Annotated in this window: 10 protein-coding genes; all 10 read left to right on the top strand. The window is 34.3% G+C overall.

From position 1 onward, the window contains the following. Position 1 precedes the first annotated feature (1 nt). From TTHT_RS06185 to TTHT_RS06140, 10 genes are read left to right on the top strand one after another with little or no spacing between them, the layout of a single operon-like run. Positions 2–1936 (top strand): penicillin-binding transpeptidase domain-containing protein, encoded by a 1935-nt coding sequence (locus tag TTHT_RS06185; protein ID WP_201327108.1) that lies wholly within the window; start codon positions 2–4, stop codon positions 1934–1936. After that, positions 1936–3363, top strand: a complete 1428-nt coding sequence (locus tag TTHT_RS06180; RefSeq protein WP_201327107.1) for a UDP-N-acetylmuramoyl-L-alanyl-D-glutamate--2,6-diaminopimelate ligase — start codon at positions 1936–1938, stop codon at positions 3361–3363. Before TTHT_RS06185 ends, TTHT_RS06180 begins: the two co-directional genes overlap by 1 nt. Continuing rightward, on the top strand, positions 3350–4720 hold the full coding sequence (locus TTHT_RS06175; protein ID WP_201327106.1) for a UDP-N-acetylmuramoyl-tripeptide--D-alanyl-D-alanine ligase: 1371 nt from the start codon (positions 3350–3352) through the stop codon (positions 4718–4720). Before TTHT_RS06180 ends, TTHT_RS06175 begins: the two co-directional genes overlap by 14 nt. Next, a complete protein-coding gene (gene murD, locus TTHT_RS06170) occupies positions 4717–6027 on the top strand; it encodes a UDP-N-acetylmuramoyl-L-alanine--D-glutamate ligase (protein ID WP_201327105.1) in 1311 nt (436 codons plus the stop codon). Before TTHT_RS06175 ends, murD begins: the two co-directional genes overlap by 4 nt. Beyond that, positions 6017–7171, top strand: a complete 1155-nt coding sequence (locus tag TTHT_RS06165) for an FtsW/RodA/SpoVE family cell cycle protein (RefSeq protein ID WP_201327104.1) — start codon at positions 6017–6019, stop codon at positions 7169–7171. Before murD ends, TTHT_RS06165 begins: the two co-directional genes overlap by 11 nt. A 2-nt stretch (positions 7172–7173) precedes the next feature. After that, positions 7174–8544, top strand: coding sequence for a UDP-N-acetylmuramate--L-alanine ligase (gene murC / locus TTHT_RS06160; protein ID WP_201327103.1), 1371 nt, complete (start codon positions 7174–7176; stop codon positions 8542–8544). Further along, positions 8537–9313, top strand: coding sequence for a cell division protein FtsQ/DivIB (locus TTHT_RS06155; protein ID WP_201327102.1), 777 nt, complete (start codon positions 8537–8539; stop codon positions 9311–9313). Before murC ends, TTHT_RS06155 begins: the two co-directional genes overlap by 8 nt. 8 nt (positions 9314–9321) lie before the next feature. After that, a complete protein-coding gene (locus TTHT_RS06150) occupies positions 9322–10608 on the top strand; it encodes a cell division FtsA domain-containing protein (protein WP_201327101.1) in 1287 nt (428 codons plus the stop codon). Positions 10609–10610: 2 nt separating this feature from the next. Further along, a complete protein-coding gene (ftsZ, locus tag TTHT_RS06145) occupies positions 10611–12014 on the top strand; it encodes a cell division protein FtsZ (protein WP_201327100.1) in 1404 nt (467 codons plus the stop codon). Beyond that, positions 12007–13188 carry a M24 family metallopeptidase gene (locus tag TTHT_RS06140; RefSeq protein WP_201327099.1) on the top strand — a complete coding sequence of 394 codons (1182 nt, stop codon included), beginning with the start codon at positions 12007–12009 and terminating at the stop codon, positions 13186–13188. Before ftsZ ends, TTHT_RS06140 begins: the two co-directional genes overlap by 8 nt. The last annotated feature ends 26 nt before the right edge of the window (positions 13189–13214 follow it).

Genomic DNA, 13214 nt, shown 5'->3' with positions numbered 1-13214 from the left:
TATGGAAAGATGGATAACCATCAGAACGAAAAATGTTGCTTATGCTAAAAGGAAAAAGTTTTTTATAGTTTCCGGAATACTTTGTTCTCTTTATATCGTAATTTTTTTGTCAATGTTTCTTAAAGCAAATACAAAAAAGGTTTTTGCATATTCAGACACAGGTAAACAAAAAGAGGTTTTAAAAGCCATTAGAGGCACTATTTATGATAGAAATATGGATATAATTGCAGGCAATTTTTATGTGGCAAAAGTGTCTATAAGGAGAGATGTTTTAGAAAAAATAGGTTACAACAATTACAGTAAAATCCTTAAACTCTTTGGGAAAAAAATTAGAAAAAGGGAATTCAATAGGTTGGTTAAATCAAACCATTTTACTGTTAAAGTTGCAGAAATTCCGTATCATCAATTTTTTGAAGAAAATTATCTGGAAAAGATAAGAAAGAGGTTAAATAAATTAAAATTAGGAGATGTTTTAATTTATGATTACGAATACAAAAGATATTACAGCACAGATGAATTTTATCCTAAATTCCTTGCCTATATGTACAGGGATGAAGAGGGGTTGAAAAAAATAGGGCTTGAAAGAAGCTTTGACGATATTCTTAAAGGCCAGGATGGTTTTAGGACATACTTTTTTGACAGAAGGGTAGGGCTTTACAAAGAGGTAAGGCCAGTGGACGGCAAGAGCCTGATTTTAACAATTGATTCATCAGTTCAGTTTATATGTGAGAAAATTGCTAAAAAAACTTTGAAAAAACATAAAGCAGACAATGTTTATGTTATTGTGTCAAAACCTAAAACAGGGGAAATCCTTTCACTTGTCAGTATTTCAAGAAAATATGGAAACATGAACAGCCTGATTATAAGGGGAGCGTATGAGCCTGGTTCGACAATGAAACCGATTGTAGGCTCTCTTGCCCTTGACTTAGGGGCTGTTAGAGAGACAGACACCTTTTTCTGTGAAAATGGAATGTTAAGGATAAAAAGAAGAGTTATAAAAGACCACAAAAAGTTTGGGAATTTAAGTTTCAGGGAAATTTTGTGGCATTCAAGTAATGTGGGAATATCCAAGATTGCTATGAAGGTTAAAGATGATGATTTTTACAATGGCTTAAAAATGTTTGGTTTTGGAATGAGAACAGGTATTCCTTTTTATAAGGAAAGCAGAGGTTTATTCCCTACAAGGAAAGAGTTTACATTACAGAGAAAAATTTCAATGTCTTTTGGTTACGGAATAGGGGTTACCGCAGTTCAAATGATAACAGCTTTGAATGCTGTTATTAACGGTGGATACTACATCTCTCCATTAATTGTGAAAGAGATTTGCGAGCCTTCAACTTCTATACTTAAAGCAAGTGTTAAATCTCAGACTATTTCTCAGCAAAAGAGATGGAAAGTGATAGACGAGAGTACTTCTTCTGTAATGAGACAAATACTCAAAGGAGTGGTTGAAAAAGGTACTGGAAGAAAGGCCAGTATTGACGGAATTTCAATAGGTGGAAAAACAGGTACCTCAAAAAAGCTAATCAGAGGCAAGTACTCTAATAATTACATTGCTTCATTTTTTGGGTTTTTCCCGGTTGATAATCCTGCAATTTCTATCTATGTAGTTGTTGACAATCCAAAAGGGAAATATTTTTATGGTGGCGATGTTGCTGCACCTGTTTTTAGAGAGATTGTTGAAAAGATATATCCATTTTTAATAGAAGAAATTTCAAGTGAAGAGATACCTTTGCCAGAAAAAAATAGGCCATTATTAGCATCAAAGGTTGATGAAAGTGATAATGACCCACTTAAAATAAAAGGGCTTTCATTTAGAGAGGCTATGCAACTACTATCTTTGAAAGGGTGTGATTGTGTTTTTGAAGGACATGGCTATGTTGTTGGTTACAAGAAAATAGGCAAAAACTTTTATAAACTTTACGGAAATATGTAATGAAATTAAAAGATTTGATAAAAGGTATTAAAATTAAGGAGATAAACGCAGACCTTGAAACTGAGATAAGAGGGGTTTGCTATCATTCAGGAGATTGTAAAGAAAATTTTGCATATTTTGCCAGAAAAGGCTTGAAATACGACGGCTTCCGTTTTATCCCTGGGTGCTTTAAAAAGGGGGTTTCCGTTTTTTTTGGAGAGGAAGGTTTTAAAAACTTTCCCTGTATTGTTGTTGAGGATATACTGGAAGCACAGGCTATTGCATCTGCTAATTTTTATGGAAATCCCCAGAATTTTCTTAAAATTGTCGGGATAACAGGCACAAATGGGAAAACCACAACATCTTACCTTATTAAAGAAGGGTTGAATGCAGGATTAATTTCTACAATTGAAATAATAACAGGCAAAAGAAGTGAAAAAGCCAGGCTTACAACCCCTGAATCAACTGACATTTTCAAATATTTAAGGGAAATGGTTGATTCAGGTATTAAAAACGCGGTTATTGAAGTTTCAGCCCATGCCTTAACATTAAAAAGGGTTTTTGGACTGGAATTTGACGCCGTTGTTTTTACGACCTTTTCGCAAGATCATCTTGATTACTACAAAACAATGGAAGAATACTTAAATGCAAAGTTAAAGGTTTTTTCAATGTTAAAAGATAGTGGTTTTTGTGTATTGAATAGTGATTTAGAAATTTTCAATTCTTTAAAAAGTATGTGCAAAAACCCAATCACAGTGGGCATGAATAACAATCCAGATATAAAAATAAACAAAATAGAAAGGAAAGCTGACGGATTGGAGATTACTTTTTCAATTAAAGGAAAAGAGAAAAAGACTTTATTTCCAATGATAGGGGATTACAATGCATACAACTTAGGATTTGCAATTGCGGTGCTTGAAAGATTTGGAGTAAACATAGACGGTTTTTTTAAGAAAATTGAAAAATCCTTTTTTGTACCTGGAAGGGTAGAGAAAATACATTCACAAAAAGGAATTACTGTTATTGTTGATTTTGCCCACACTCCTGAGGGACTTGAAAACTTGCTTTCTTCAGTAAAAAAACACACTGAAGGAAAGTTAATAACTGTTTTTGGATGTGGTGGAGATAGGGATAGAAGCAAGAGGCCTCTTATGCTTGAAGCTGTATGTAAATATTCCGATAGGGTTTTTGTAACGGCTGATAATCCAAGAGGCGAAGATTTATCAGAAATCTTTTCAGATATAAAAAAAGGAAAAACATACGAAAAAGATGTAGCCTATATTGAAGATAGGAAGGATGCTATTTTTGAAGCAATTTCAGGTGCTAAAAAAGGTGATATAGTTGTTTTAGCAGGCAAAGGCCATGAAGAGTACCAGATTATAGGGAATAGAAAAATTCCTTTCAGCGACAGAGAAATTGCTCTGGAGGCTTTAAATGAAAGTAAGTGAATTTGCAAAGTTAATAGGAAAAGAAGCCTACAATTTCAAAGAAAGAGAGATTAAGGGATTTTCAATAGACACAAGGACTATTAAAGAAGGAGAAATGTTTATAGCTATTAAAACAGATAGAGACGATGGCCATAGGTTTATTGAGGATGCCAAAAGAAAAGGAGCATGTTCTTATCTTTTAAGCTACAAGAGAAGAAGTATAGATTTAGACGCATTTGAAAATTTATTTTTTGTTGGAGATACGGTTCAAACAATACAGAAAGCTGCAAAAAACCTTGTATCAAAGAAGGTTTCTGATAGTGTTGCAATTACAGGGAGTGCAGGAAAAACAACAACCAAAGAACTTACATACCACATTTTCAAATCATACTTTAAAACAAGGTCAACATTAGGAAACTTCAACAACACATTAGGCTTGCCCCTTTCTATATTAAATACTGTTGATGAAAAGATTGACTATTTTATAGCAGAATTGGGAATGAGCTATAAGGGAGAAATTAAAAGACTTATTGATATTTTAAATCCAAATATAAGGGTATGGCTAAATGTATATCCTGCGCATATAGGAAATTTTGGTAGCATAGAAGAGGTTAGAGACGCTAAGGCTGAGATTCTTCTTAATCAGGACCCCGATACAGTTATTGTTTATAACTATGATGACATACTTGTAAAAAGTAAGGTTGATAGGGCAATAGGAGTAAAATACTCGTTTGGAAAGGCAGATGGCGCTGATTTAAAAATAAAAAAGTGTGAGACAGGGCTTAATAGTTCTATTTTGGTTTTGGAGTTTGAAGGAAAGGATATTGTTTTGAAATCCTCACTTGTGGGAGATTTTAACTGTTACAACATTGCGGCATCTGTTCTAACAGCATTACTTGCTAATGTCTCGATTGAAAAAATAAAGGAGAGTGTCGAATCATTTGTTCCACTTGAAAATAGAGGGAGATTTGTTATAAAAGATAGAATTTTGTTGTACAACGATTGCTATAATTCAAATCCTGAGGCATTAAAAAGAATTATTAGTCATTTTTCTTCTGTTGAGCATAAAGGAAGGAAGGTCGCAATAATAGGGGATATGTTAGAGTTAGGCGGTTTTTCTGAGGAGATGCATAGAGAAATAGGCAAATTGTTAAATAAGAGTGATTTTGATTTAATAATCACATGGGGAAAGGACGCAAGATTTATAAACAGCGAAGTTGAGGGAAAAGCAAAATTCCACTTTGAGAAGAATATAAATGTTGCTGAAGAGATTAATAATATTGTTAAAGAGGGAGATTTAATTATTGTAAAAGCATCAAGGGGTATGAAAGGTGAAGTAATAATTGATGAAATTATTAAAAAATGGGGAGAAAAATGAGAAAGTTATTGGTAATAGGAGGGGGGAAAAGCGGGCTTTCAGCCCTTGAATTAGGCCATTTTATGGATCATCAATGCTTTTTGTACGACGATTATCCTGAGAAGATAGAAGACAACACAAGATTATTTTTGAATGCATACGGGGTTGAGCTTTTGTCATCCGAGCAAGTTAAAAAGGTTGATTTTGATACAGTTGTTGTTTCCCCTGGAGTACCTCAAACAAACAAGATTGTTAAATTCTTCTTAGAAAAAAATAGCGATGTTATATCAGAAATTGAATTTGGTTTCAGATATTTAAAAGGCAATGTGATAGGTATTACTGGTTCAAACGGGAAAACAACAACAACGGCAATGGTGGGACATATAATGCACGGTGAAGAGGAGACAGCAGTTTGCGGGAACTATGGCTATCCATTTTGTAAAGCTTTGATTGAGCAAAAGTTTGAAGGCTGGTATGTGGTTGAACTTTCGTCCTTTCAGCTTGAATTGATAAAGGATTTTAAACCTAAAATTGCATGCATATTAAATCTATCCCCTGACCACCTTGACAGGTATAACTCCCTTGAAGACTACTACTTTGCCAAATTTAATATATTTAAAAATATGAACAAAAATACTGTGTTTTTTGCGAATGCAGATGACGATGGATTGCTTAATTATAGAGATAAACTACCATCATTTACAAGATGGATAGGTGAGAAAACCCTTCCAATAGGTGTTGACGAAAAAGGGATTTACTATGAAAGAAATTTGATTTTGAGAAGTGAGCAGGTAAGGTTTAAAGGCTTGCACAATTTATACAATGCAGCTTTTGCAATATCAATGGCTCATGAAGCAGGGATAGGGTTAAGACATTGTGTTGAAAAAATAAGAAGTTTTAACCCAATAGAGCACAGGCTTGAATTTGTAGATATTATAAGAGGGGTTTATTTTTACAATGACTCAAAGGCTACAAATTTCGATTCTGTTAAAAAAGCCCTTTCTTCTTTTAAAAATATCAGGTGGATAGCAGGCGGTATTTATAAAGGGGGAGATTTTGAAGACTTTTACATATACAGGGAAAATATAAAGAAAGGCTATTTTATAGGGGATTCAGCTCCAATTTTTATGGGTAAAATGAAAGGTATTATTGATTGCGAGATATCAATAAATATTGAAAACGCGATAAAGCATGCATTTAATGAAGCAAATCCAGGAGATGTGATTTTACTATCCCCTGCATGCTCCAGTTTTGACCAGTTCAAGAATTATGAGGAAAGGGGTAAGGTTTTTAAAAACCTGGTAAAGAGGCTGAAAGATGAACTTTGAAAAACTAATAGTGGCTATTTCAACAATTGTTCTTACTTTTTTTGGACTATTGTTGAATGCTTCAATAATTACAACTAATAGCACTTATTTTTTTAAAAGCGTAATTATAGTTGTTATAGGACTGGTTTTGTTAATGTTGATAATCAAATTTTTTAAATACGAATATTTGCTTTATGATTGGATTTATGCTGTTGGTGGTGTGGTAATAATAAGTTTGTTAATCTATATACTTATTGCAGGCAAGAAAATTAATGGGGCACAAAGGTGGTTGTTTATAGGGCCATTTTCCCTTCAGGTATCAGAATTTGCAAAACTATATGTAGTGATTTTAGTTTCTTATGTTATATACAAATTTCATAAAAATGAGGTGGTTCAGTTAATTGCATACCTGACTGTTTGTATTATATGTGCTCTAATTCTATTTGAACCTGATCTTGGAATGAGTTTTTTCATATTTGTGATAGGTTCTTTGCTATTTTTTATTGCAGGGCTGTACAACAGGGTAAAAATCAAGGCATCATTTGGGTTACTAACAGCAGGGATTTTAGTTGCCTTTGCTCTTTATTTTTTATCATCTACTTTTAAAAACAAAGTAGATTCAATGAAGTCCTACCAGTTAAATAGAATAGAAAGGTTCAGGGCAATGATTTTCCCATACAAAGTTGACTTAAATATCTCCAAAATGCAGGTTAAATTTGATCCTATAACAGTCGATACTTCAAGCGGGTATTCAGAACAATCTCTAAAGGTTAAACAGGCAATTGAAAATGCAACATGGTTGGGTTCAGGCTTATCGCAGGGATATTTTACCAAGTATTTACCTGCAAAACACAATGACTATATAGCTGTTCTTGCCTTAGAGGAATTGGGAATAGTAGGGATTTCCCTGATAGGGCTTTTGTTTTTAATAATGTTTTTTGCAATAACTAAAATTTCCTTTAGCACTGAAAGTGTTTTTGTTCATTACATAACTTTAGGCATTGCATTTGTAATATTCATGCAAGCGCTTTTGCATTTTGGGGTAAATTTTCAGGTTTTCCCTGAAAAAGGAATTTCATTGCCATTGGTAAGTTACGGTGGGTCTTCCTATATTTCAAACATTATAATGATAGCGTTAGTAATGAAGGCAAGGGTTAAGGGGTAATTATGTTCTGGAGAATTAAAACTATACATTTTATTGGAATTGGCGGAACAGGAATGAGCGGCATCGCAGAAGTTTTACACAATTTAAAATTTAATGTACAGGGCTCTGATTTAAATAAGTCTATTTATACAGAAAGGCTTGAAAATTTGGGGATAAAGGTTTTTTACGGTCATAACCCCCATAACCTTGATGGTGCTGATTTGGTTGTCATATCAACCGCTATAAAAGGTGATAATATAGAGGTTATTGAGGCTAAAAAAAGAGGCATTCCAATTATTAGAAGAGGGGAAATGCTTGCAGAATTAATGAGAATGAAGTATGGGATTGCAATAAGCGGAACTCATGGAAAGACGACGACCACAGCAATGGCTGCAAGCGTATTCAATGAAGCAGGGCTCGACCCAACAGTTATAATAGGAGGAATTTTTCAAAAATTAAATTCTAACGCAAAATTAGGGAACTCCCGTTTCTTAATTGCAGAGGCAGACGAATCAGATAAATCCCACTTGAATCTTTCCCCTGTTTTTGTGGTAATCACCAACATTGATCTTGACCACCTTGATTTTTATAAGGATCTTGATGATATAAAAGAAACTTTTAAAGCTTTTGCAAACAAAGTGCCTTTTTTTGGCTCAATAATCTTGAATGCAGATGACAAGAACTGCCTTGATATAATACCAGGCTTAAATAAGAGGGTTGTCACTTACGGTTTTTCTGAAAAGGCTGATTATTCAATCTCTGACCTTGAGAAAGGAAGGGGCTATTACTCTTTCAAAGTTAAAGAGTTTGGAAAATCAATAGGAGAATTTAAAATAAAAGTACCGGGAGTATTCAATGTTCAGAATGCTACTGCTGTTATTGCACTTGCAAAGGAATTAAGGATTTCTTCAAAGAAAATAAAAGCAGGTTTAGAGGCTTATACAGGAACTAAAAGAAGGTGTGAGGTTGTTGGGGAAAGGGGGAAATTAAAGGTTATCACTGATTATGCACATCACCCTGTAGAAATAAAAAGCACCATAAATGCTTTATCCGATTTTTACAAGACAGATAAAATACTGGTAGTTTTTCAACCTCATAGATATACAAGAACAAAGGCATTGTTTGACGATTTTATAGAGTGTTTTCCTGAAAAATTAAATTTAATTCTACTTCCTATTTACCCTGCAGGGGAAAAACCTATAAAAGGCGTATCTTCAGAATTGTTATGTAAAAAAATAAGTAAAAAAGAAGTAAATTGTTCATTTGTTGAGGATAAAGAAGCACTTTTAAATGTGCTTGATAAAGATAAGGATAAATACGACCTTATCGTGTTTTTAGGAGCAGGCTACATTGATAATTATGCAAGGGAGTTTGGGAGAACAATAAATGAGTAAGGTGACTAAAAAGCTGCGTTTTAGATTTAAAAGATTTATAAGAGAAAAGGGGAAAAGCCTTCTAATATCTTTTGCGACAGTAATTGTTATATTTTCTTTAAGTATGATTGTTTTCCCTCCTTTAAAAGATTTTATATTTGGAATATTTGTGATTGAAAATATAAAAATTGAAGGGGTTGAATACAACGATGCAGAGGATTTGAAAAATGCCCTCGAAATATATAAAGGTCGAGTAAACTGGAGTATTGATAGGGAAGAATTGAAGCATTATTTAAAATCCAGATTTAAGTGGATAAAGTCTGTTGCTATCTCAAATTTTCCTTCAAAAACCCTTGTTCTTTATATTGAAGAGCAGGAGCCTATTGTTTTTTATAGAAACAAGAAAGGAATATTGTGGATTGTAGGGGAGAATGGAGAGATTCTAAACAGATACTATGCTAAAAAGTTTGGCTATTTGTATCTGCCTATTATTCAGTGTGACAAAGATTATATCCCCTATGTGGTTTCAAAATTAAAGATGTTGAGGAATAGAAAAGACGGTTCAGATTTTTTAAAAGATACATCAGAAATTGTGGTAAAAGACAGGGATTCAAAATGGGTTGTTTTTCTCAAAAACTTTAAGGCCAGAGTTTATGTTGACCCGTTCGGACAGTTTAAAAACATAGAAGCTTTTTTGAGAATGGAAAACAGGCTTATTGAAGATCTTGGGAAAATTGATTATGTAGATATTTCTTTTAACAACCAGCTTATTGTAAAAAAAGGGGATTAGGGGGATATATGGGAAGAAAATTAACTCTTGCACTTGACCTTGGCAGTTATGAATTAAAGGGGATAATCTTTGAGATTGTAGAGTACAAAAACACAATACATGTTCTTGCAGCAAAAAAAGAAAAAACACTGGGGATAGAAGAAGGCAAGATAAAAAATCCCAACTTACTTAAAGAACAGGTAGAAAAGGTTATTGAGTCTCTGACAGAAGAGGTTGGAGATTATGTTGATGATGTTTATTTAAGTATTCCCCCGATTAATACCCTTCAAAACAATATGGTAAAACAGATGATTGTTGCAGATTCAACCGGATCGGCGATTATAGATAACAGCCATGTAAGTGAGTTAACTGAAAAACTGATTGATGAGATAAAAAGGAAATCTGAAAGCCAACAGTTAACTTTAATTGATTTTATGATAAACGAGTACAGCACTTCCCCCACCCCTAAATCTAAGTATGAAATTGTTGATAATCCAATAGGTATGCATGCTTATTCTCTTGGAATGGATATGTTTTTTGTTCTTGCAGAAAGCTATGTAATTTCAACATTGCAGAATATATTTGACGAACTTGAGGTTATTTTAGATAAGGTAACAGTCCCATATGTTCCAGGCAGTTTAAAAGCTGTGCCTTACACTGCAAGAAAAAACGGGGCTTTGTATATTGATTTCGGAGCATCATTTACAGATGCTGTTGTGTTTAAAAATAACAGTATTGTTCATTCTTATTCCCTTCCATTAGGGGGAGATACAATTACCTCTGACCTTGTGAGAGCATTTGGGAAAAATATTGACGACAGAAACTTTGAACTGGCAGAAAAAATGAAAAAAAAGTACAGCAACCTGATAATTGAAGCAGAGGATTCTCAGAAAAATATTTTCTTTGAACCTGACCTTTTAAGCGACCTTTTTCTAAACCTTGAGCAGGTGAAACTTGTTATGCGAGAAAGGGTTAAGGAAATATTCAGTTTAATTAAAGATGAAGTTGAGCAAAGTAATGTCTTAAAAGCAAGAGGGATTAATTATGCCCAGGTTATTTTAGCAGGAGGAACTGCAAAATTTGACGGTATTGCTGATGTTGCAAAAGAGGTATTCAATCTGCCTGTTGTGGTTGCCACCCCTTTTATTGATTCCGGAGTGGATTTTGAAGAGATTGATTCCCCTGAATTTGTTCCAGTCTATGGTTTAGCAGAGTATTTTGCAGGAGATTTGAGGAAACCTGAATTAAGTTCAGGTATTTTTAATAGAGTTATGGGCAAGTTAAAAACAATTTTTAATAGAAAAAAGAGGGGGTAAATATGACTCCGGAATTTATCATTGAAGAGGCGGAAACCTTGTTTCCTAAAATCAAAGTAATAGGAGTAGGTGGAGGCGGGTGCAACACAATAAATAGAATGATTGAATCTAATATTCAGAATGTTGAGTTTATTGCTGTAAACACCGATTATCAATCACTGTTAACATCAAAAGCCAAGGTAAAAATTCAGATAGGAAAAAACTTAACGCAGGGCTTGGGGGCTGGGTCAAACCCGGAAATAGCAAGACAGGCGGCTCTTGAAGACAAGGATAAGCTTAAATCAATTATTTCAGGTGCCCACATGCTTTTTATAACAGCAGGATTAGGCGGGGGGACAGGCACAGGGGCGGCCCCTGTAATTGCAGAGATTGCAAAAGAGCTGGGAATTCTTTCTGTAGCTATTGTGACACAGCCCTTTTATTCAGAAAGAACATTCAGGTACAAAAACTTTTTAAGAGGTTTTAACGAATTGAAAGAACATGTTGATTCAATGATTATTTTAAAAAATGACAAAATAAAAGAGATTTTTGACCCTAATGTCCCTATTTCAACAGCATATAGAGAGATAGACTCTGTTCTTGAAAAAGCGTTGAGGGGAATTGTTGATATGCTATTTAAACCAGGGGTTGAAAACATTGATTTTGCCGATGTAAAAACCATTTTTGAGTATAAAGGCTTTGCCCTGTTAGGGTTAGGCAAAGCATCAGGTTCAGATAGGGCTATCCTTGCATTTGAGGAGGCGAGGCAATCTCCATTGCTTGAAACCTATCCACTTGCACAGGCAAAGGGTTTAATAATGAATATTACTTATGGAACAGGGGATAACGAATTAACCCTTAAAGAACATGATGCTATTTTAAAAGCTGCCCATGATGCTCTGGGAACAAACGTTAATGTAAATTTTATAAAAGGTATGGTTCAGGATGAAGAGGTAGGAGATGAATTAAGAATTACAATTATTGCAACAGGATACGATTATTCAAGTTTTAAGCCTCTTCCTGAAGAAGAGTTGAGTAAAATGATTGACCACAGCTTTATTGATGATAGTTTTGTCCTTAAAAGTAATGATTTACAAATGGATGATAATTCGGAAGAGGAACTTTTAGACGACGGAAGTGATGAAAGCCTGATATTAACCGGGACAATGCCTGAAATTGATAATTCTGACTTTGAGTCTCCTTCTGTGAGTTCTATTTCCAAAAACTCATCAAAGAGATATGAATCTGTCAATTACCCTCTAAAAGAAATTGCAGAAAGTTTTATAAAAAATTCTAATATCCCCTTTCCTTTTTCTATGGATGGGGGAACGGATACCACACATCTGGATAATTTGAAAAATGTGCCTGCCTTTGTAAGGGCATATATAAAATTACAAGAAGAATTTAAGGAGAGAGATTATGTATAAGGAAAAAATTGAACAGGCTGTACAAATACTAAATGAATTAAATATTGATATGTGGCTTACCTTTGGAAGAGAAAGCCATACTCTTCACGACCCGGCAACTGACCTGATTTTAGGGACAGGTTACACCTGGCATTCAGCTTTTATAATTACAAAAGACGGAGACAGTGTCGCTATAATAGGGAGTCTTGATGCTGCAAATATTGAAAAGAGGAAAATTTACAAAAAGGTTATACCCTATCTTAAATCAATAAAAGACGATTTGTTAAATTACATTAAAGACAAAGATCCCCAAAAAATAGCAATAAATTTCTCAGAAGACAATGTAATGGCTGATGGTTTAACTTATGGTAGTTTTATAACTTTAAAAAAATTATTAGAAGGAACCCCTTATGTCGATAGGCTTGTATCATCTGAAGAGATTATTTCTGCTTTAAGGGGCAGGAAATCAAAAACAGAGATTGAAAGAATAAAGTTTGCAATTAAAGAGACTGAGAAGCTATACCACGAAATATGGGATTATTTGAAACCAGGTTTAACTGAAAAGCAAGTCCATGATTATATGGTTAAAAGAATGGAAGATTTGGGTTATGAGCCTGCCTGGGATATAGAGATGTGTCCCTCTGTTTTTACCGGAATTCCAGAAGAAGGGGAAGCCCACACAGGGCCAACAGACAAGATTATTGAAAGAGGGCATGTCTTAAATATGGATTTTGGGTTAAAGATAAATGATTACTGCTCTGATTTGCAAAGAACATGGTATGTTTTGAGAGAAGGAGAAACTCAGGCTCCAGATGAGGTTTTAAAAGGCTTTTGTGCAGTGAGAGATGCAATTGTTGAGTGTGCTAAAGCTATTCGTCCAGGGATGGAGGGAAGAGAGATTGACGCAATTGCAAGGAATTTGATTATTGAAAGAGGCTTTGACGAGTACCCTCATGCATTGGGGCATCAGGTAGGTAGGGTGGCTCATGACGGTGGTGGTTTATTAGCACCTGAATGGGAAAGATACGGAGATTTGCCATATAAAAAGATTGAGGAAAACCAGGTTTACACTTTAGAGCCAAGGGTAAGGATTGAGGGTTACGGTGTCGCCACAATAGAAGAGATAATTGTTGTTACAAAAGAGGGAGGCAGGTTTCTTTCAAATCTTCAAAAAGAAATCTGGCTTGTTAAATAGGGTTTTAAACTTTTATTTTATGCTAC

It is taken from the genome of Thermotomaculum hydrothermale, assembly GCF_016592575.1.
In the GTDB taxonomy this organism is placed as follows: domain Bacteria; phylum Acidobacteriota; class Holophagae; order Thermotomaculales; family Thermotomaculaceae; genus Thermotomaculum; species Thermotomaculum hydrothermale.
Note: the sequence above shows the minus strand (reverse complement) of the source record. Positions and strands in the feature narration are given on the sequence as shown.

What these genes read in the sequence shown, in the direction of transcription:
- TTHT_RS06150 (WP_201327101.1), top strand. Translation starts at nt 9,322, where the DNA reads ATGGGAAGAAAATTAACTCTTGCACTTGACCTTGGCAGTTATGAATTA.
- TTHT_RS06175 (WP_201327106.1), top strand. Translation starts at nt 3,350, where the DNA reads ATGAAAGTAAGTGAATTTGCAAAGTTAATAGGAAAAGAAGCCTACAAT.
- TTHT_RS06140 (WP_201327099.1), top strand. Translation starts at nt 12,007, where the DNA reads ATGTATAAGGAAAAAATTGAACAGGCTGTACAAATACTAAATGAATTA.
- TTHT_RS06155 (WP_201327102.1), top strand. Translation starts at nt 8,537, where the DNA reads ATGAGTAAGGTGACTAAAAAGCTGCGTTTTAGATTTAAAAGATTTATA.
- murD (WP_201327105.1), top strand. Translation starts at nt 4,717, where the DNA reads ATGAGAAAGTTATTGGTAATAGGAGGGGGGAAAAGCGGGCTTTCAGCC.
- TTHT_RS06185 (WP_201327108.1), top strand. Translation starts at nt 2, where the DNA reads ATGGAAAGATGGATAACCATCAGAACGAAAAATGTTGCTTATGCTAAA.
- murC (WP_201327103.1), top strand. Translation starts at nt 7,174, where the DNA reads ATGTTCTGGAGAATTAAAACTATACATTTTATTGGAATTGGCGGAACA.
- TTHT_RS06165 (WP_201327104.1), top strand. Translation starts at nt 6,017, where the DNA reads ATGAACTTTGAAAAACTAATAGTGGCTATTTCAACAATTGTTCTTACT.
- ftsZ (WP_201327100.1), top strand. Translation starts at nt 10,611, where the DNA reads ATGACTCCGGAATTTATCATTGAAGAGGCGGAAACCTTGTTTCCTAAA.
- TTHT_RS06180 (WP_201327107.1), top strand. Translation starts at nt 1,936, where the DNA reads ATGAAATTAAAAGATTTGATAAAAGGTATTAAAATTAAGGAGATAAAC.